The following is a 21,113-nucleotide window of genomic DNA, read 5'->3' as shown; positions in this document are numbered from 1 at the left end:
AGTGGGAGCCTCTTTTTTGTGCTTTTTAATAAAGAAAGAGATAGTTGTGAACAAGCTAATTTTTAAAAATTTTTGCTTTTTGAAAAAAATTTGGAAAATTTGTGCAAAACTGCACACTATTATTAACTATTGCGGCTTATAATAAATATCGTAGTCACAAATAATAAATGGAGGAAATCGTTATGAGGAGCAAGGTACAAAATATTTTTACGATATTTATTTTGCTAGCAAGTCTAATTAGTAGTGCTGTCGCCAACGTTAATCCGGTTAATGCTAGCGCAGATTATGGCAGTAGCTTTATTACAAAAGGTGAACTACTGGATGAAGATGGTAACCCTACTACAAGTGTAGGGCAATATGATGAAACAAAAGCACATTACGAATTTGCGATTCCAGATGGGACACCGATTAAAGCTGGGGATATAATGACGGTAACGTTACCCAAGCAATTAACAGTTGCCAGAGATATTTCGTTTGATATTAAGGATAGTGCAGGAAATGCAATTGGACATGCTACAGTTAGTCAAGCGACAGGAACTGTGACAGTGACATTTACTGATTTCTATGAAACACATCCTAATAATAAAAAGGGTTCCTTTGATATTACGACAAAATGGGATCAAAACGAAATTACAGTCAATACAGATATCCCATTAGATTGGGGTTCAAATGGCTCAACTGTCCATATTGGTGAAGACGAAGGTCCAGATACAAATGAAGGTTTGTATAAATGGGGAGACGTTGATGCCCAAGATCCATCATTAATCCATTGGACAGCACGAGTTAATTATAAGAAAGCAGATATTAAAAATGCGGTCTTTACAGATACTGTGGGCGCGAACCAAGAACTTGTTTCAGGCAGTGTCAAAGCTGAATATGTGACTTATACAACTGGCGACAACTATACGCACGATGCACCAGTGCCTGATAGTTTAGTTAGTGAAAACGGGACAAGTGGCTTTACCATTAATTTTGGTGATTTAAATGGTACAGTGCTTATTAATTATGATACACGTGCAACTGATAACGGTGCTTCAGAAACTTATTCAAATAGTGCTCAGTTAACTGGGGATAACATCACAACTGAAAATATCACTGTTAATACGCCGCATACAGGTGGTAATGGTAACGGTAGTGGGAGTAACCAAGCAGTTGAATTAACCAAAACTGATGCCGCTAATGCGGCTAAAGTGTTGGCGGGTGCACATTTCAAGCTTGTTAAAGTAGATGAAACCCCTAACAAGGTGATTAAAGCGGATGTCGTGACAGACGCTAACGGGAAGTTACGTGTCGAAGGTTTATCAAATGGAAAATACCAACTAATTGAAACACAAGCACCAACAGGTTATGAATTAGATAGCACACCAGTTGACTTTGAAATTATAGATAATCAAAAGGGTGCAGTCACCGTTTCCAAAGTTGATAAACAAATTTTGGGAGATGTTGTTTTAACGAAGACTGACAAAGATCAAAATTATTTGAGCGGTGCAGTCTTTGAACTACAAGATAGTACAGGCAAAGTCTTACAAAAAGATTTAACAACTGATAGTAACGGACAGATTACAGTTAAAGATTTACCATATGGCACTTATCAATTTGTCGAAACTAAGGCACCAGATGGTTACGATATTGATACGACACCTAAGCCTTTTAAAATTGATGGGACAGATAAAACCGTCAATATTTCAATGGTTAACCAGTTAACACCAGGCAGTGTTGTTTTAACGAAGAAAGATAGTAAAGACGGCTCTGTGCTACAAGGTGCTGTTTTCGAATTACGGGATGCTTCAGGTAAATTACTTCAAAGTAGTTTAACCACTAATGCTTCAGGACAATTAGAAGTGAAAGATTTAACACCCGGGAAATATTACTTTGTTGAAACCAAAGCACCAACAGGTTACGACATCAGTAAAACACATCATGACTTCGAAATTAAAAAGGGTCAGGCAACAGCAACACCTGTTGAGGTAACCAATAAATTAACGCCAGGCAGTGTTATCTTAACGAAAACAGATGCTGACAATGGGGCTGTGTTACAAGGTGCTGTTTTCGAATTACAAGATGCTTCAGGTAAAGTGCTTAAATCAGGATTAACAACGGACGCTTCAGGTAAATTAGAAGTGACTGATTTGGATCCTGGTGATTATCAATTGGTTGAAACCAAAGCACCAGCAGGTTATAACCTAGATACAGCACCACAGGGATTCACAATTAAGAAGAATCAAAAAACAGCGATTAAAATTGATATGACCAACAAATTAACACCAGGCAGTGTTGTTTTAACGAAGAAGGATGCCGAAGATGGTACAACATTGCAAGGTGCTGTTTTTGAAATTCAAGATGCTTCAGGAGCAGTCATTAAATCAGGCTTAACGACAGATGCATCAGGTAAATTAGCCGTTAATGATTTGAAGCCAGGCAAGTATTACTTTGTCGAAACCAAAGCACCAGCAGGTTACGACTTAAATAAAACACCAAAAGAATTTGAGATTACAAAGGGTCAAACAACAGCAACACCCGTTGATATGACCAACAAGTTAACACCAGGTAGTGTTGTTTTAACGAAAAAAGATGCTGAGGATGGTTCCACATTACAAGGCGCTGTTTTCGAAATTCAAGATGCATCAGGTAAAGTGCTTAAATCAGGCCTAACGACGGATGCCTCAGGTAAGTTGGCCGTTAATGATTTGAAACCAGGCAAGTATTACTTTGTTGAAACCAAGGCACCAGCAGGTTACGACTTAGATAAAACAGCAAAAGAATTTACAATTACAAAGGGTCAAACGACAGCAACACCCGTTGATATGACCAACAAGTTAACACCAGGCAGTGTTGTTTTAACGAAAAAAGATGCCGAAGATGGGACTACATTACAAGGTGCTGTTTTCGAAATTCAAGACGCATCAGGCAAAGTGCTTAAATCAGGTTTAACGACAGACGCTTCAGGTAAGTTAGCCGTTAATGATTTGAAACCAGGTAAATATTACTTTGTGGAAACCAAAGCACCAGCCGGTTACGACTTAAATAAAACACCAAAATCATTTACGATTACAAAGGGTCAAAAATCAGCTGTTTTAATTGATATGGTTAACACCCAAACACCAGGCAGTGTCATTTTAACGAAAACAGATGATAAATCAGGGGCCACATTACAAGGCGCCGTATTTGAACTTCAAGATCAAAATGGTAAGACACTTAAAACAGGTTTAACAACAGATGCCTCAGGTAAGTTAGCGGTTAATAATCTTAAACCAGGGACTTATCAATTTGTTGAAACCAAAGCCCCAACAGGCTATGACCTTGATAAAACACCAGTTAAAGTGGTTATTAAAAAAGGCCAAACTGCTGCTTCTCAAGTTACTAAAACAGATCAATTAACACCAGGCAGTGTTATCTTAACCAAAGCAGATAACAAAACAGGTGAAACACTACAAGGTGCGGTCTTTGAACTCCAAGATCAAACTGGCAAAGTACTTCAAAGCGGTTTAACAACCGATGCAACCGGTCAAATTGTGGTCAAAAACTTAGAACCCGGTGATTATCAATTTGTTGAAACTAAAGCCCCAACAGGCTATGACCTTGATAAAACACCTGTCAAAGTAACGGTTATAAAAGGACAAACATCAGCTGCTCAAGTTACTAAAACAGATAAATTAACAGCTGGAAGTGTGATTTTAACGAAGGCCGATAATAAATCAGGGATTACGCTACAAGGGGCAATCTTTGAACTCCAAGATCAAAACGGTAAAGTATTACAAAGTGGTTTAACAACCGATATCACCGGCCAAGTCGTGGTCAAAGACTTAGAACCTGGTGATTATCAATTTGTTGAAACCAAAGCACCAACTGGCTACGATCTAGATCAAAAACCAGTTAAATTTACGATTAAAAAAGGTCAAACGACTGCTGTTAAGGTCGCAAAAGCTGATCAATTAACACCAGGCAGTGTCCTCTTAACGAAGACTGATAATAAATCAGGTGCCACATTACAAGGGGCAATCTTTGAACTCCAAGACCAAGACGGTAAAGTATTACAAAGTGGTTTAACAACCGATGTCACCGGTCAAGTTGTGGTCAAAGACTTAGAACCTGGCGCTTATCAATTTGTTGAAACCAAAGCACCAACAGGCTATGAATTAGATCAAAAACCAGTTAAATTTACGATTAAAAAAGGTCAAACTTCAGCGATTAAAGTCACAAAGGCTGATCGATTAACACCAGGCAGTGTTATTTTAACCAAGATTAACAATAAAAATGGTGCGACATTACAAGGTGCGATTTTTGAACTCCAAGATCAAAATGGTAAAGTGTTACAAAGCAATTTAACAACGGACGCAACTGGTCAAATCGCTGTTAAAGATTTAGAACCAGGTGATTATCAATTCGTTGAAACCAAAGCACCAGCTGGCTATCAACTTGATAAAACAGCTGTTAAGTTCACCATTACAAAGAATCAAAAGACAGCTGTTAAAGTGACAAAAGCCGACAAAGCAATTCCAGGCAGCGTCATCTTAACGAAGAAAGACGATCAAACAGGTGCTGCACTTGCTGGTGCCATCTTCAAGATTGTCGATGCCAATCAAAAAGTGGTTAAAGAAAACTTGAAATCAGACCAAAATGGTCAAATTATCGTTACAAACCTTGAACCTGGTCAATATTCATTTATTGAAACCAAGGCCCCAACTGGTTATGTGCTAGATGAAACACCGGTTCAATTTACGGTTAAAGCACAAAAACAAGCGGTCCAAGTCAATAAAGAAAACAAACAAAAACAACACGAAGTACGCCTTGAAAAACGTGAGCAATCAACAAACCAATTATTAGCAGGTGCGGTTTTTGAATTACGCAATCAACAAGGTAAAGTGTTACAAAGTGGTTTAACAACTGATAAGTCAGGGGTCCTTTTATTAACTGACTTGAAAGTTGGTCAATATCAATTGGTTGAAACTAAAGCGCCAAATGGTTATCAATTAGATAATTCACCATTGCACTTTACAATCACTAAGAATCAGGATAGTCTGACATTAATCAAATATAATGTGCGCCAACCAGAAAAACCAACGGTGCCAACAGATCCTGAAAAGCCAACAACACCAACTAAACCAGTAACACCTACAACACCAACCAAGCCGGTTAAACCAACAACGCCAACTAAACCTGCTAAACCAGGCACTAAATTACCACAAACTGGTGCAGACATGAATAATGGCTTACTTTATCTAGGCTTAGAATTAATCATGGTTGTTAGTTTGGCTTATTGGCAAATTAATAAGAAAAAACACGAGCAATAAAAATACAAACGGATGGGGTTAGCTATGAATTTTAATTACCTATTAACTGAAGATGACCGGTATAAATACTATATCCTACAGTACCTAGAGCTTAATAAGAAAAACTACCTTTCTGTAGAATCAGTATGCGAATTTGCGGGTCTATCGAAATTTAAGGTTAAGAAGTATTTAGGTGAATTAAATAACGATCTCCAAACGTTGCAGATTACAAATGCGGTCCAGTTGCTTGATAATAATGAAGTTGCTGTCCAATCCCTCACGACAATGATTGTGAAGAAAGCGCGGCTAGCTTACTTGCAGAAGTCTGGTATCTATCTATTATTGCAAAATGCATTGACAGATGGGCTAGGGGTAGAGGCGCTTGCCAAGCAAAATTTCCTAAGTAAGTCATATGTCTATCTACTGAAGAAACAACTCTCTAAGATTTTGAAAGAGTATCACATTGAGTATCGAAACAATGCACTTCGGGGGAGCGAACTGGCGATTAGGAATCTGCTCTATACCATCTATTATGATTTTTACAATGGGTTAGGGCAGCCTTTTTCAGAGGCAATCGAAGCACAGATTGAACAACTTAAGCAGCAAATCATGCGGTACTATCCCCTTAAACTATCGCTGATTAAAACAATTAAACTCAATCTTTTTCTGGGGGTTTTAATTCAGCGACTAAAAAAAGGTTGCGCGCTTGATGCAACTACGTTTACAACGATTGATGAACAAAATGATGCTTTTTCAATCAGTCAAATCATCAATGGCCGTAAAGATGAAATCGTCGATATTCAAGAGCGAGATTGGTTATTAACCTTTCTATATGCTGAGAATATGACGACCTGTTATCTCGGGCGGTCAGTTGTTCAACAAGTTAAGCCAATCGAGGATGGCACAAAAGCAATCTGTGCAACCATTATGACCGAATTGGCACTACCGATAACAGTTGAGAAGAGTTTGTACCACCAGTTGCTGACCACTAACTTACGATTTGCGCTCTTTTACGTAGAGGCAAGTACGTTTACGTCTAAGCGTCAAATTAGATTTTTTGAAGAGAGTTATCCAACTGGCAGTGCAGTCGTTTCAAATCATTTAGAGGCTTTTATGGCTCAGGCAATGATCAACCCGCGCCTACAAGTCAGCCTTTTTTACAGTTATCTATTTGCGATTATTGAGAGTGTCCCTTATCAAATGTTGAATCCATCGATTTATGTTTGTGTTGATTTCAGTAATGGCGAAGCCTATACACATTACATTGAAAAACAGATTATGGGTTTTAAGAATTTAAATATCGTGTTGGAAGAAAACGTGACCCAGAGAACACAGTTATATGTATCTGATTTTGCCCAAGAAGTTTTAAAAATTGATCAGATTATCTGGAAGAACCCCCCAAGTACGGATGATTGGGGCGACTTCGGCGATTTGATTGTGAAGATAAAAAAGGAATTGGTTTTAGATGAAACGACTCATTAAGAGTTTTCTACTACTAGCGTTAATTGTGGCGCAGGCAACTAAACCTTACTTATTTTGGGCTAAGGAAAAACGCCAATTAACGGAACACCGCTTAGCAGATCAAGTTGAATCGCAAGATGACTCAATTATCCAACTGACGAAACACAATCACCGGATTGACCAACATCGTCGCCAAGCAGTATTCAGAAACACAACTGAACTGATGGAGAGTAATATTATGAAAATAGAAGAGTCTGTTAAACCAAGTGGTGAACAGCAAGATAGTGAATTAGGGCGCTTATTTAGCCGCCTGGCGGAAACTATTTTATTCGGAGAAAAGCACAAATAGAAAGGAATTAGGCTATGAGAATCGAATCGGATGCACAAGGTATGATGAAATTTAATCAAATTTATCAATGGTTAACCAATGATTTACGACCATTTTTAGGTGAAATCAGTCAAAAATACCATTTAACGTATGATCAATATATCTTATTAAAATCAATCCAAGACCAAAAACATGTTTCAGGTAGTGAACTTGCGGCGGGGCAACATGTGTCGCGGGCTGCTATTTCACGGCGGTGTCGTGAATTACAATTGTTAGGCTTGATTGAGGGGATTTCAAGACAGGAACCGGATTATCGGTTAACTTATTTTGAAGTTTCAAAGCATGGTGAAGAAGTCTTGTTCGAATTGAACCAAACCTATGATAAGTGGGTTGAAATGGTGAATGAAAAATACGGCCAAGACAAATTTGCTAAGTTAGTTGCACTAGCAGACGAACTCGTTGAACAAGCAAGTGTCATCAAAAAACGGCTTGCATAGTTGTTTTTAAAATAGACCTGAGAAGGTCTATTTTTTTGTCTTAAAGCAGCTTAAGGTGTTGTTTTTGTTGATAATTAAGGTGATTTAATGTGGCTTTTCCGTAACTAATGAAGATGCTAAAGTAAGGCTATTCATTAGTATAAAATTGCATTAATTTATTTTTGGGAGGCTTTATTGTGAAAAGTTTAAAATCAAAATTAGCAACTAGTTTATTAATTTCAGGGATGGTTCTACCGGCAATCAGTCCGGTAGTGACTTCAATGGCAGCGACGGCGGAACCAGCAACAACACAACAAGCAACTGTTAAACCAACTAGCACACGCGGCTATGTGGTTGAAAATACAACAACGGTTGATTTGAGTAAAGCATCAGGGTCAGATTATAAAGTGGCATTACCAGATGGTTTTACGTTTAATCTATCAATGAGTAAGGATGGCGTGAGTGGGCAAGGTTCAATCTTTGATGCAACGGGTTCAAACTTTAACGACAATCAAATTTTATTAGGGGACGCTAACTATCTCCAAGCCAATACAACCATGCAATACTTTGTCAAAGTCGGTTCAACTTGGCATTTGCGGGCTTTGAAGTTTGTTAATAATAAGGCAACTGCTGGTGTGAAAGATTTTTATTTTGATACGACAACCCTCGATCAATCAGCATTAGCAGACAAATATGATTCGATTAAACAAACAATTGCACCAGGTGTTGATGTTAAAATCAATGCGACAGCTTCAAAAGATATCGTTGAAATGGCAACCATTCAATATATGATTACTGCCGAAGGTACAAACGTCCCAGATTTCAATTATGAAGGTGTTAATGAACATCAGGGCTACGTAACAAGTCCCGCTTATTCGAATACTAAGGAAACGACATTTACTTTCTCATATTTCAATGAACAAGGTCAAATGATGACCGCTGTTTTACATTTCCAAAAAAATGATGTTAAACCAGCAGCACAACCGGTCACAGTTAATTACGTTGATGCAAACGGTCAAAAATTAGCAGATAGTGATACTTTAAAAGGTAACGTGGGTGCGAGCTATCAAACAGCCGCTAAAACAATTGCGGGTTATCATGTTGTAACAACGCCAACTAATGCCAAGGGCACTTTTACTGATAAGGCACAAACAGTGACTTATACGTATGAAAAAGATGCTGTGACAACGCCAGCCGCTAAAGCCGTCACAGTTAATTATGTCGATGGTAACGGTCAAAAATTAGCAGCCAGTGAGACGCTTAACGGTAAGGTGGGTGCAGCCTATCAAACAACCGCTAAGACAATTGCCGGTTACCATGTTGCCCAAACACCAGCCAATGCTAAAGGCACCTTTACCGATAAGGCACAAACAGTGACTTATACGTATGAAAAAGATGCTGTGACAACACCAGCCGCTAAAGCTGTGACGGTTAAATACGTTGATGCGAATGGCAAAGAAATTGCTAAAGCAGACGTTTTAACAGGGCAATTAAACGCCGCTTATCAAACAAACGCTAAAACGATTGCTGGTTACAAATTAGTGAAGACCCCAGCCAATGCTAAAGGCCAATATACAGCTTCAGCACAAACAGTCGTTTATGAATATCAAAAAGAAGCAACAACACCTATCCCTGATACAAGTGTTAAAATCACTGCAATTTACGTTGATCAACAAGGCCACGAATTAACAACGGCCTTGACAAAGGTTGGTCATCAGGGTGATCGCTATAAGGCAACGGCACCAACCATCAAGGGTTACGAACTAGTTGCAATGCCTAAAAATGCCTCAGGTATTTTAGACAAGGACGATGTCACAATTAAATTTGTATACCGTAAAGTGACAACTAATCATGAAACACCAAGTAAGGATCAGACAGCAAACCAAAATCAAACACAAACAGATCATCATCAAACAACAACAGACCATCATTCAAAAGGACAGGTGACAACAACTAAGCAACAACCTGCTAAGAAAGCTAAAAAACAATTACCACAAACAGGCAGCACAACAACGATTGCTGCATCAGTAATGGGGATTACATTAGTCGCTTTAGCCGGTCTACTTGGCTTTTATAAGAAATTAAGAAAAACAAATTAATGCGCTAAAAAAACTGCCTCGCTTTTTATAAAAGCGAGGCAGTTTTTTTGTCGTTTTAAGTTAATTATTAACACACAAGATACAAGTTAAGGTAGTTAGTCTTCATAATTTTGCGAATCATTAAAAAGCGTGGAAAAACATTGCAATAATAATCTTTAATGAGGCTAACAATTAATTTATACTCAAGTTTGTATTGTAGCAAATCAAATTTAAACGCAATTAGGAGGCAATTTAGATATGAAAAATAGAATCACTAAGATTGGTTATATTTTTATCATGATGCTAACAATTTTTGCACAGTCTGGGATTGCGACTGCAGCAGCAACCCTAAGTTCAAAAAATGTTCGAGTAGCTGGTGACGATCCAGGTGTGACAATTACTGCACCTAAGGTTATCAATTCAAAGCAACAAGTTGAATTAGACGTTACGTTCAGTCATAGCGCTGGAAAAATGGATACTGATGGCACGTTGCAAGTTAAGATACCAAAGAGCATTGTTAATAGTCCTGGTGATATTGTTCAAAATATTAAAATTGGGGACCCTTTTTATCTGGAAAATCCCGCGTTAGTGGATGATGGTAGCGGTAATTATGTATTAAATATCGCGATTGACCATACTAAAATTGATCAAACGACTGCCGATGGCGCTACTATTAAAATTTTCTTTGCAGCACCATTTATGGATGGTGGCTCAGGAGAAGAATTTCCAGATTCAGTTGATTTTGATGCAACATTGTCAAAAGATAATAAAGTCATTAGTACGGATACAACTAATGCAAAAGTAAATATTGCTACTTCTAGTAACCCATTATTAATGAAGTACGCAACACAGCCATATTCAACCGTTAATGGCGTCAACGCGTCAATCCAAAGTATGACGGATCCAAATAGCAATATTTTTGTTATTCCAATTAATTATAATCAAACAGAAATTAAGAACGCTAAGATTGTGGACACAATCCCATTGGATACCGAACTTGTTGATCCTAATCCACATATTCCGGCAAGCGGTGATGCGACTGTGATTAATCATTTTAGAATTGCTAAAGTAACAGGGCGTCGTGCTGATGGGGTGCCTAATGCTTGGCAATATGTCACGGCACAATTCGCTGATAAAATTACTTTAACAAATACTGGCTTTTCAATTGATTTTGGCGATATTAGTAAGGATGATGCTTATGTTGTGATGTACGCTGAAAAAATCCAAGGCAATCCCACACCAGAAGAGTTTGGGGTTAGAAAGAATGTTGTTTCACTGTATAGTGACAATCAAGTTGTTAAGACGGCATCAACGCCTTTAGCATTGAAACAAGATAATTATGAAGCTGTTTCTTTGAGCAAATCCGTTAGTCAATCGACGATTGCTTCTAAATCAGGTGACATGACCTATTCGTTGACACTTAAAAATAATAGTGGCGATGTTAAGGCGGGGACAATCATTACGGACCCGTTACCTGAGTTTACAAAATTCACTAAAACGGAATCGTTGGACAGTAACTATTTCGAAGAAGTTGGCTATGATGCAGCAAGTAATACAATTAAATATAGATTAATTAAAGACTTACCACTTAATACTGCGGCTAAGATTAGTTTTAAGGTGCATTATGAAAATTTAACGGGCCAATCGGGCGATAAGATTGTTAATAAAGCTTCTTTCAACTATGCTGGCTCTGATATCTATAGTAATGATGCAACTACCATGTTAGATGGGAGCGCGCATCTATATAAAAAAGATGCCGTAACCGCTAATCCATTGGCAGGTGCAGAATTTAAAGTTGTCGATAAAGCTGGTAAAACCGTTATTTCAGGATTAGTTTCTGATAAAGACGGCTTGGTTAATTCTGGTCTATTAGAACCGGGAGACTATCAATTTATCGAAGTTAAAGCCCCAACAGGCTATGTTTTAGATAAGACACCGATTAATTTCACGGTGACTGCTGGGCAAGATAAAGCAATTGATTTAACGGCGGTTAATAAGACAATCACCGGTAGTGTGCTTTTAACGAAAACCGATGATTATCAAAAGGCACTTCAAGGCGCTACTTTTGAGCTTCAAGATCAACAAGGGAATGTCCTTCAAAAAGATTTGAAAACAGATGCTAATGGTCAGATTAAGGTGACTGACTTAAAAGCAGGTGATTATCAATTCGTTGAAACGAAAGCCCCAGCTGATTATGAATTAGATGCAACACCGGTGACATTTACCATTCAGAAAAATGATGCCGCAACAGTTAAAATTAATAAAATTAATCACCTGACACCTGGAGATGTGTTATTAACAAAAACAGATCATAAGGATGGTCATGCACTTCAAGGCGCGATCTTTGAACTACAAGATAAGTCAGGTAAGACGCTACAACAAGGATTAACGACGGATGCTAAGGGGCAATTAACCGTCAAAGGGTTACAACCTGGCGATTATCAATTTGTTGAAACCAAAGCCCCAGCTGGTTACAAATTAGATAAAACACCACAACCTTTCACCATTAAAAAGGGCCAAACGACCATCGCTAAAGTTAATGTCGAAAATACACTGACACCGGGCAGTGTTATCTTAACAAAAGTCGATGCAAAAGATAGCGTTACCCTACAAGGGGCTGTTTTTGAATTACAAGACAGTCAGGGAAAAGTAGTAAAAGCAAACTTAACAACGGATGCCAAAGGCCAATTAGTGGTTAAAGATTTAGAACCAGGTGATTATCAATTTGTTGAAACCAAAGCACCAAATGGCTATCAGCTAGATCAAACACCGCAACCGTTCACGATTAAAAAGGGTGACAGTACAATCGCTAAAGTAACGGTTAAAGATACACTGATACCTGGGAGTGTCGTTTTAACTAAAACAGATGCGAAAGATAATAGTCAATTACAAGGTGCCGTTTTCGAATTACAAGATAGCCAAGGTCAAGCCTTGCAATCAGGGTTAACAACGGATGTTAATGGCCAAATTGTGATTAAGCAGTTAGCGCCTGGCGATTATCAATTTGTTGAAACCAAGGCACCAGCTGGTTATCAATTAGATCAAACACCGCAACCATTTACAATTGTTAAAGGACAAACGGCTGCTGTTAGCGTTAAATTAACTAACAAGTTAGTACCAGGGGATGTTGTTTTAACAAAAGTGGATCAGAAAGATAATACAGCTTTACAAGGCGCGGTCTTTAAACTGCAAACTAAAGCTGGTAAAACAGTGAAGACAGGTCTAACAACGGATGCGGCTGGGAAAATTGCCGTTTCAGATTTAGAACCTGGTGATTATCAGTTTATTGAAACTAAAGCGCCTACTGGCTACCAATTAGATCAAACACCAGTCTCATTTACGATTAGTAAAGGGCAGACAACACCAGTCAAAGTAACGAAGACTAATCAATTAACAAAAGGTGGCGTTTTTTTAACTAAGATCGATCAAAAGAGTGGTCAAGCTCTACAAGGTGCCATTTTCGAACTACAAGATCAAAATGGTAACTCATTACAAGTAGGCTTAACGACGGATAAAGCTGGGCAAATCGCTGTTTCAGATTTGACACCTGGTGATTATCAATTGATTGAGACCAAAGCGCCAATTGGCTACCAATTAGACCAAAAGCCGGTTAAATTTACGATTAAGAAAAATCAAACGTCAGTCATTAAGTTGACTAAAACCAACCAATTAACGCCAGGTAGTGTGATCTTAACGAAACAAGATCAGCAAACTGGAACGCATTTACAAGGCGCTGTTTTTGAATTACAAGACAGTAAAGGCAAGACCCTTCAAACTAATTTAATCACGGGGACGACAGGTCAAATTGCCGTGAAGGATTTAGCACCTGGTGACTATCAATTTGTCGAGACCAAGGCGCCAACAGGCTATGGTTTAGATCAAACACCAGTTAAATTTACGATTAAAAAACACCAAACGACAGCAGTAACGGTTGTTAAAAATAATCAATTATCTGCTGGTAGTGTTATTTTGACGAAACAAGACAATCGCACAGGTGAGACTTTACAAAATGCGGTCTTTAGCTTACAAAATCAGCAAGGTAAGACAATTAAGACTGGCTTAACGACAGATGCCACTGGCCAGATTGCCATTAAAGATTTAACCCCTGGCGATTATCAATTCGTTGAAACCAAAGCCCCAACAGGCTATCAGTTAGACCAGTCACCGGTTAAGTTTACGATTGTTAGAAATCAAAAAAATGCCATCAAGGTAATCAAAACAGATAAGGTCATTCCAGGCAGTGCTGTTTTAACGAAGGTGGACAATCAAACCGGTGAAACTTTAGCGGGTGCTGTCTTTAAACTCGTTGATAATCATCAAAAAGTCATTGCAAAGAATTTGAAATCAGATGCAGCAGGAAAAATTGCAGTCTCTAATTTAGCACCAGGTCAATATTCATTTATTGAAACCAAAGCGCCAACAGGCTATCAGTTAGATAGTACGCCAGTGAACTTTATTGTGACGAAACAACAACCATCAAGTACGGCGGTTAACGTTCAAAAAACCAATCAACAAAACGATCATGAAGTACGATTAGCCAAAAAAGATCGCCAAACGGGTCAGTTATTGGCAGGCGCGGTTTTTGAATTACAAGATGAAAAGGGCCATGTATTGAAAGAACAACTGGTAACAGATCAGTCTGGTGTCTTGTTGATTAAAGGCTTAAAAACAGGTGATTATCAATTGGTTGAAACCAAAGCACCAACGGGTTATCAATTAGACCAAACACCGGTTAAATTTACAATTGATCGTACACATTCAAGCTTGTCATTAGTGAAGGAAAATCAAAAAGTATTAGTTCCAGGCACACCAGCTTTACCGACACCACCAACTAATCCAGTTGCCCCAACTAAACCAGGTCATAGTAAACCAAGTCATCAGGATAACGCAAAGTTACCTCAGACTGGTAGCACGGCAGATATGACAACTTTAGGGCTACTAGTTCTTTTAATAGCAGGTGGTTTATATCGTACAAAGCGGCGAGTTAGTCGTCGTTAGACTATCAAAATAATAGATCTGTCAATCATTTTTATTAGAGTAAATGGAGTCCGAAAATGAATATAAACTACTTATTAACTGAGGATGATCGGTTAAAATACTATCTCCTACAATATTTAGAATTGAATAAATCTAGTTATATTTCAGTGGATTTAGTTTGCGAATTTTCGGGCCTTTCAAAATTTAAAGTCAAAAAATATTTAGCGCAGCTCCAATTAGACCTACAAGCGTTGAAGATTGAAGCTCAGATTATAGTGCATGAAACGAGCGAGATAACAACGCAACAGCTAACACCACTAATCACCAAAAAGGTACGACTATCTTACTTGGAGCGTTCGGAAATTTATGCATTACTATTAAATGCTTTAAACCAAAGCGTTAGTGTAGAGGCATTCGCTAAAGCCCATTTTTTTAGTAAATCTTATGCCTATTCACTTAAGAAACAGCTGACAAAACTATTGAAACAGTATGGTATCGAGTATCGTAATAATGAATTACATGGGGATGAGCTGGTTGTACGTGAGTTTATTTATACCATCTATTACGATTTTTACAATGATTTAGGGCGCCCTTTTTCCAGTCAATTGTTGGAAGAAATTAAACAACTCAAGCAACAATTATTATGGCGGTATCAAATTGACCTATCGTTAGTGCGAACTACTAAACTGGATTTATTTTTAGGGACGTTGTTACAACGGTTACAACAACATCATCCGTTGTCCGCTACGGATTTCGAGACAGAAGATTACCAGCCAACTGATTTTACGTTAAATGGCCTACTGGCAAAGCTATACAATCCTGATCAGTTACAATATGAAATCGACTATATACTGACGTTTCTGTATGCCGAGAATATGACAGAAGTATTTGAGGGCCATCGCTCACTCGTTAAGGTACAGCAGATTAATCAAGGTTCGCAACGAATAGTCGAGACCATTATGACTGAATTAGGGTTGCCACAGGCAATTCAAACAGTATTAACGCACCAGATTGCGACTGTCAATATTCGATTAGCACTGTTCTATGCTGAAATCAGCAGTTTTACCTCTGTTCAACAAGTTAAATTTTTTGAAGAAAGTTACCCCACAACTAGTGAAGTCATTCTGCGAAATCTACCAGAATTTGCGAAGCAAGCGACCATCAACGCACAATTAACCAATACACTCTTTTACAATTATCTGTTTGCGGTTATTGAGAGCGTCCCTGATGATTTATTGAATCCGCCGATTCATATCTGTGTTGATTTTAGTAGTGGTAAAGCTTATACCCACTATATTGAACAACAAATTTTAGGCTTTAAGAATCTGAATATCGTTTTGGAGAGAAATATTACCCAAAAAACACAGCTCTTTGTTTCAGATTTTGCGCAGGGAAGTTTAAAAACAGCGCAAATAATTTGGAAGAATCCACCAAATGCAGATGACTGGGCTGATTTTGGGGACATCATTGTGCAATTTAAAAAGGATCTGATGTTACATGAAAAAATCGATTAATTATTTTCTGATCCTAAGTGCAACATTATCCCAAGTTTCAACAGGCTATCTGTTTCTGACGCGCGAAAAATGGACAATAGCTGCTGAAAATAAGTCAATAACCCAACCAGTCCCCCAATTAACTGAAAATGGAACATTGCAACTTAAAAAGGGTAATCAGAAATTAAAAACAAAACGAACACAAATAAGCTATAAGGACCCATCGCAATTGATGGCGGATCACTTAATGAAACTAGAAGAGCCAGTGCGACCTAATAATAATCAGCATAGTGAAGTCGGCCAACTACTAGGTCGACTATCCGGTAATTTGTTGATTGGACAAAAAAATATAGCTCTTGAAAGGAGCACCAAATGACGCAACCAGATAATGTTTTAGAAATGACAACTTTTAACCACCTCTATCAATGGTTAACCAATGACTTACGTCCCTTCATTAGTGGGATTAGCAAAAAACATCACTTAACTTATGAGCAATACATGTTATTGCAAATTATCGGTGATAATGAACGTGTTTCTGGCAGTGATTTAGCGGTTCACCAAGGTGTTTCACGGGCAGCTATTTCAAGGCGGTGCCGTGAATTACAACTCTTGGGGCTGATTAACGGTATCGCACGCCAAGAGCCAGATTATCGAATGACTTATTTTGAACTCACAGAATACGGGCAACAAGTTACGGCTGAATTAAATGTGGCTTACACAAAATGGCTTGAAAATGTGATGTCTTGTTACGGGACAGATAAGTTAACAACTTTGATGCAGATGGTCAATGAATTATTAAAACAAGCGAAAACTGCTAAAGCAGTCGTTAATAGTTAGAAAAAAAGAGCTTATTCGATAAATAATTATCGGATAAGCTCTTTTTAGCGATTAGTTTAACGCTTTTTGCATAATTAAATCACGTTGCGCATCGTCACCGAGTTGGAAGATATGATCGCCAATTTGCTTAAAGCCTAACTTGGTATAAAAGGCGAGTGCGGCAGCATTGTGTTCCCAAACGCCGAGCCAAATATGGGCTTTATGGGCCTCTTGCGCCGTTTTGATGGCATATTCGATGAGCTGTGTGCCAAGCCCAAGTCGTTTAAATGTTGGCAGGATATAGATGCGTTCAACTTCCATTGAATCAGGATTAGGATTTTCGGTTTGGGCATCGTTACTGTTTAATTTAAGGTATCCGGCGATATCGCCGTTGTGTTTAATGAAGTAGAAAGCTGAATTAGGATTAGCGATTTCTGAACTAAGTTGCGTATCATTGTAGGCAGAGTCTAGATAATCGGCTAGATCCTGTTCTGAATTATCAGCACCAAAAGTATCGGTGAAGGTTTGAATACTGATGGTTTGTAATGCTTTAAGTTGGTCTGAGGTGACTTTTTCAATTGACATGGTAAAACTCCTTTATGCTTTAATAGGGCCGTTGTTGGCCTTTTTTGACTTGCTCCCAGTCGGCGGCAACGTTGGCGCTAACTTTGGTCAATAATTCATGTAGTATTTGGGTTTCTGCTGTTGTTAGGCCTTGCAGCGCTACCTGATTGGAATAATCGTTCTCCCGTTTAATCTCGGGATAGATGGCTTGGCCGGCGGGGGTTAAATAAAGATGCTTGATTTTGAGGTTGGTTTCATCAGCTTGGCGGGTAATTAATCCGGCGCGGCTTAATTTTTGAATAGCACGAGTGACTGTCGCACGATCAACCTTGATCAGTTCGATAAGACGTTCTTGAATGATCCCCGGATTTTCCGCGATGCGAACGAGGTAGAGGTACTGACCCCGAGTTAAATCAAACTTTTTGAATTCAATATTGGCAATCGAATCTAGTGAGCGAGCAATGACGCCAATCGGTCTTAAAATATCTTTCACAATAATACCTCCGTCTTGTTGAATAGTAGTATAAAATATTTTTATTGCAAATGCAACATAAAAAGTGAAACAAATTATTAGGGTAATTTAGCGGTCAATGCTAGAATAATGAACCATACCCTGTCAAGTAGACAGATGATTTATAAAAAATGAATGTTTTTTTAAAGTCGTATATTCTATACGGCTTTTTTGTATACTTCGATTGGTGTTAACCCATTGTAAATTGGCATATATCGTTTATTCATATAATAATCAATATATGCGTAAATTCCATCTTTTAAATCGGATAGTGAGTTAAAAGTATGTCGATAGAAATATTCAGACTTCAAAATACCCCAAAAGCTTTCAATCGGCTGATTATCAAGGCAATGTCCCGCGCGGGACATGCTAACATTAATACCATAATGTTCTATCAATCGCTTATATTCAGTTGAGGTATATTGGAAACCTCGATCACTATGAATGATTGGTTTAACATCAGGGAATCTTTTAAAAGCTAATCGTATCGTGTTCATAACCAATTTATTGTCGTTGTGTTTGCTTATCTGATAGGCAACAATTCGTTTATCAAAACTATCTATTATGGCACTTATATAAGCTCGCTCACCGGTATCCCCGTAACTAAGATAGCTAATATCAGTAAACCACTTCTGATTTGGTTTATCCGCATTAAATTCACGACTTATAATATTCCCCGCTGTAAATAAAGACCTGCTACGTTGCCAGATTGGTCGTTTCCGTCTAATATCTGACACAAGTCCCATAATCTTCATTAAGCGTCTAACCGTTTTTATATTAATATCTATTTGATGTTCACGTCTTATTGCACATTTAATTCTAATTGCTCCAAATGTTTTATCTGACTGGTAAAAGCCTTCTTTAATGATTGCCGCTTGTGCTTGCCTGATTTCTTCAGCTTTAGACGGACCAGCCTTTAACCATTTGTAATAGCCACTCCGACTAACTTTTAGTGAAGCACATAGTGCTTTTATTGAATACCGTTTTTCTTGGTGGAGCTCAGATACTGTTGTATATTCCAGGTCATTTGTGGTTAACGAAAATAACCGAATCTTTGTCTGAGCTCCACTTCTTTTTTTGCGATATCTGCTTCCATTTCTAAATACTGATTCCTATTTTTTAGACGTACATTTTCTAGCTTCAAGCGTTCTAATTCAGTTAATTCTTGCTTTTTCTTGTGATGACCACGTCCATCTTTTAAGCCTTCGGCTCCTGAATTTTCATATTTTTTAAGCCAGTTATAGATTTGTTGATAAGATACCCCATACTTTTGAATTGCTGCTTGATAATCTCGACCTTTTTTTAAAGTATATTCAACTATCTCAATTCGTTCTGTAAATGACGTACTACGACCGCTTTTCATAGACGAAAGCCCCAATCTTTTTGGTTTCCATTGCTTTCGTTCATTATAAAGCCTTATCCATTTTCTCAATACTAATCGGTCACTAATATCATATTTTTGTATTGCTTCGCTGATTAATAATCCGTTTTTTACTACGTCTATAACTGCGTCGTGCTTAATTTGTGGGGGATAATTTCTAACTATCTTGTAGGGACGAATCCCGTTAACGCCCCATTTTTGGTATTTTCTAATCCAGTCACGTAGTGATGATTTGGCTACAGAAAAATCTTTGCTGACGGCTGAGATTGATGCTTGATTATTTAGTACAGCTTGAACTGCTTCGATTTTCTTTAAATATGAAATCCGTTTACTCACAAAAATACTCCTCTCTGGGTACACACTTTTTATAATTCAAGTGTCTACTTTGAGGGGAGTATATCATAATGGAGCTGACAGCTATTTTTTATTTAAAATAGACGAGATTTTTTTAAATAAAAGGCTTATAATGATGGTGGATAACATTGTGGGCAATTGATTTTTGTTAAATTAAGTTAATGGTTAAGTCATTGAATTGTAACAAAAATCTCTATATAATATGGGTATAATTAGATAACGGGCTTAAATAATAGGAGAAAATAAAATGACATTCAAAAAATCGATTATTAGTGCAGTGACAGTTAGTTTGGTAGGGGTAACAATTGCATCAACGCAACCGGCCTTTGCGAGCTCTTCAGCCGCAGCTAAAGAAGCCATTCAAAAAAATCAGGATGACGCGAAAGCGCTGTTAAAACAAATCGCTGCCGCTAACGAAGAGGGCATTAAGTTAGATCAACAAATTAAAGATAATTCTGCCAAAATTGCAACTCAAGAAGCTGCAATTAAAGAAGCGACTGATGAAATTAACAATCTTTCGACTAAGATTGACGCAGCTAAGGAAGAAGTCGCTAAGCGGACAACTGTATTGGAAGGCCAATTAATTTCACTTCAAAAAACAAGTGGTGACGCTGTTAGTGGCAATGTCTATGTGGACTTTATTCTAAATTCGGATAACTTAACGGATTTAGTGGCGCGGACATTTACTGTTAATAAGTTAAACCAAGCCAGCAAAGAAGCATTAGCCGATGTTAATGAATCTAAGGCAAAGTTAACAGATTTGAAAGATAACCAAGAAAAGGCTAAGGCTAAGCTTGAAGCCGACAAAGCTGATTTGGAAAAGCAAAAAACAAACTTGTTAGATTTAAAAGATAAGGCAACTAAAAATCAAAATGATTTAACGAAAAAGATTAACGATAATAAAAAAGCCCTAACTGCTTTAAAAGCAGATTACGATAAAGCAAATAAAGCAGAAACTGAAAAGGAACTTAAGGCACTAGCTGCCTCAGCTGCAGAAGGTGAAAAAGGGACAGATAGTTCTGTTGGTGAAGGTAAAAAAGCAACGAGCTCAGCTGGCAATGCTTATGCTTGGGGCCAATGTACTTGGTACGTCAAAGCTGTTGCACCGTGGGCTGGTAATAGTTGGGGCAACGGGAATCAATGGGGTGCTTCGGCAGCCGCTGCTGGGTTCACAGTTGATCACAATCCAGCTGCTGGGACAATTATTAGTTTTGCCGCTGGTCAAAAGATTGGTTCATGGTCAGCTGACCCTTCATACGGGCATGTTGCCTATGTTCAATCATACGATGCTGATAAGAACACCGTTACAATTTCACAAGGTGGCTTAGGCTTTGGCAGCCCTGCTGGTCCTAATACACAAACGATTTCTAATGCAAGATCATTAACTTATATTCATAAATAATT

At 38.1% G+C, this 21,113-nt stretch carries 14 protein-coding genes; 10 read left to right on the top strand and 4 right to left on the bottom strand.

Features of this window, described 5'->3' with window-relative positions:
* The first annotated feature begins 182 nt into the window (after nucleotides 1-182).
* The 9 genes from ACPBEH_RS06430 to ACPBEH_RS06390 all read left to right on the top strand — a co-directional run bounded on the left by ACPBEH_RS06430 (nucleotide 183) and on the right by ACPBEH_RS06390 (nucleotide 16,920).
* Nucleotides 183-5,291: a SpaA isopeptide-forming pilin-related protein gene (locus ACPBEH_RS06430; protein WP_424348627.1), complete on the top strand. Its 5,109-nt coding sequence runs from the start codon at nucleotides 183-185 to the stop codon at nucleotides 5,289-5,291.
* Nucleotides 5,292-5,315: 24 nt separating this feature from the next.
* Nucleotides 5,316-6,752, top strand: a complete 1,437-nt coding sequence (locus ACPBEH_RS06425) for a helix-turn-helix domain-containing protein (protein WP_424348626.1) — start codon at nucleotides 5,316-5,318, stop codon at nucleotides 6,750-6,752.
* Entirely contained in the window at nucleotides 6,736-7,080 is a 345-nt protein-coding gene (locus ACPBEH_RS06420) for a hypothetical protein (RefSeq protein WP_424348625.1), read from the top strand. The genes ACPBEH_RS06425 and ACPBEH_RS06420 overlap by 17 nt, the downstream gene beginning before the upstream one ends.
* 14 nt (nucleotides 7,081-7,094) lie before the next feature.
* On the top strand, nucleotides 7,095-7,556 hold the full coding sequence (locus ACPBEH_RS06415; RefSeq protein ID WP_424348624.1) for a MarR family winged helix-turn-helix transcriptional regulator: 462 nt from the start codon (nucleotides 7,095-7,097) through the stop codon (nucleotides 7,554-7,556).
* A 176-nt stretch (nucleotides 7,557-7,732) separates the two neighbouring features.
* A complete protein-coding gene (locus ACPBEH_RS06410; RefSeq protein ID WP_424348623.1) occupies nucleotides 7,733-9,634 on the top strand; it encodes a MucBP domain-containing protein in 1,902 nt (633 codons plus the stop codon).
* Between the two features lie 237 nt (nucleotides 9,635-9,871).
* On the top strand, nucleotides 9,872-14,611 hold the full coding sequence (locus ACPBEH_RS06405) for a SpaA isopeptide-forming pilin-related protein (RefSeq protein ID WP_424348622.1): 4,740 nt from the start codon (nucleotides 9,872-9,874) through the stop codon (nucleotides 14,609-14,611).
* 56 nt (nucleotides 14,612-14,667) lie between these two features.
* Nucleotides 14,668-16,104: a helix-turn-helix domain-containing protein gene (locus ACPBEH_RS06400; RefSeq protein WP_424348621.1), complete on the top strand. Its 1,437-nt coding sequence runs from the start codon at nucleotides 14,668-14,670 to the stop codon at nucleotides 16,102-16,104.
* Nucleotides 16,088-16,459, top strand: coding sequence for a hypothetical protein (locus ACPBEH_RS06395; RefSeq protein WP_280103061.1), 372 nt, complete (start codon nucleotides 16,088-16,090; stop codon nucleotides 16,457-16,459). Before ACPBEH_RS06400 ends, ACPBEH_RS06395 begins: the two co-directional genes overlap by 17 nt.
* Entirely contained in the window at nucleotides 16,456-16,920 is a 465-nt protein-coding gene (locus tag ACPBEH_RS06390) for a MarR family transcriptional regulator (protein ID WP_280103062.1), read from the top strand. The genes ACPBEH_RS06395 and ACPBEH_RS06390 overlap by 4 nt, the downstream gene beginning before the upstream one ends.
* Nucleotides 16,921-16,971: 51 nt before the next feature.
* Here ACPBEH_RS06390 and ACPBEH_RS06385 read toward each other — a convergent pair whose 3' ends face one another.
* The 4 genes from ACPBEH_RS06385 to ACPBEH_RS06370 form a co-directional block, all read right to left on the bottom strand.
* On the bottom strand, nucleotides 16,972-17,484 hold the full coding sequence (locus tag ACPBEH_RS06385; RefSeq protein WP_424348620.1) for a GNAT family N-acetyltransferase: 513 nt from the start codon (nucleotides 17,482-17,484) through the stop codon (nucleotides 16,972-16,974).
* 19 nt (nucleotides 17,485-17,503) lie between these two features.
* Complete coding sequence (locus ACPBEH_RS06380; RefSeq protein ID WP_424348619.1) at nucleotides 17,504-17,956, bottom strand: MarR family winged helix-turn-helix transcriptional regulator; 453 nt, start codon at nucleotides 17,954-17,956, stop codon at nucleotides 17,504-17,506.
* A 176-nt stretch (nucleotides 17,957-18,132) separates the two neighbouring features.
* Entirely contained in the window at nucleotides 18,133-18,996 is an 864-nt protein-coding gene (locus ACPBEH_RS06375; protein ID WP_424350054.1) for an IS3 family transposase, read from the bottom strand.
* Between the two features lie 11 nt (nucleotides 18,997-19,007).
* The gene (locus tag ACPBEH_RS06370; RefSeq protein ID WP_424348575.1) at nucleotides 19,008-19,691 is read right to left on the bottom strand and encodes a transposase; all 684 of its coding nucleotides are present in this window, start codon (nucleotides 19,689-19,691) and stop codon (nucleotides 19,008-19,010) included.
* Between the two features lie 265 nt (nucleotides 19,692-19,956).
* On the opposite strand from ACPBEH_RS06370, the gene ACPBEH_RS06365 reads away from it, so the two are divergent.
* Nucleotides 19,957-21,111, top strand: coding sequence for a CHAP domain-containing protein (locus ACPBEH_RS06365; protein ID WP_424348618.1), 1,155 nt, complete (start codon nucleotides 19,957-19,959; stop codon nucleotides 21,109-21,111).
* Nucleotides 21,112-21,113 lie beyond the last annotated feature (2 nt).

This window comes from Latilactobacillus parasakei (assembly GCF_049674265.1).
GTDB classification, from domain to species: Bacteria; Bacillota; Bacilli; order Lactobacillales; family Lactobacillaceae; genus Latilactobacillus; species Latilactobacillus sakei.
Note: the sequence above shows the minus strand (reverse complement) of the source record. Positions and strands in the feature narration are given on the sequence as shown.

Coding starts and splice junctions, on each gene's coding strand:
- ACPBEH_RS06415 (WP_424348624.1), top strand. CDS start 7,095: ATGAGAATCGAATCGGATGCACAAGGTATGATGAAATTTAATCAAATT.
- ACPBEH_RS06385 (WP_424348620.1), bottom strand. CDS start 17,484: ATGTCAATTGAAAAAGTCACCTCAGACCAACTTAAAGCATTACAAACC.
- ACPBEH_RS06390 (WP_280103062.1), top strand. CDS start 16,456: ATGACGCAACCAGATAATGTTTTAGAAATGACAACTTTTAACCACCTC.
- ACPBEH_RS06405 (WP_424348622.1), top strand. CDS start 9,872: ATGAAAAATAGAATCACTAAGATTGGTTATATTTTTATCATGATGCTA.
- ACPBEH_RS06430 (WP_424348627.1), top strand. CDS start 183: ATGAGGAGCAAGGTACAAAATATTTTTACGATATTTATTTTGCTAGCA.
- ACPBEH_RS06365 (WP_424348618.1), top strand. CDS start 19,957: ATGACATTCAAAAAATCGATTATTAGTGCAGTGACAGTTAGTTTGGTA.
- ACPBEH_RS06395 (WP_280103061.1), top strand. CDS start 16,088: ATGAAAAAATCGATTAATTATTTTCTGATCCTAAGTGCAACATTATCC.
- ACPBEH_RS06420 (WP_424348625.1), top strand. CDS start 6,736: ATGAAACGACTCATTAAGAGTTTTCTACTACTAGCGTTAATTGTGGCG.
- ACPBEH_RS06425 (WP_424348626.1), top strand. CDS start 5,316: ATGAATTTTAATTACCTATTAACTGAAGATGACCGGTATAAATACTAT.
- ACPBEH_RS06400 (WP_424348621.1), top strand. CDS start 14,668: ATGAATATAAACTACTTATTAACTGAGGATGATCGGTTAAAATACTAT.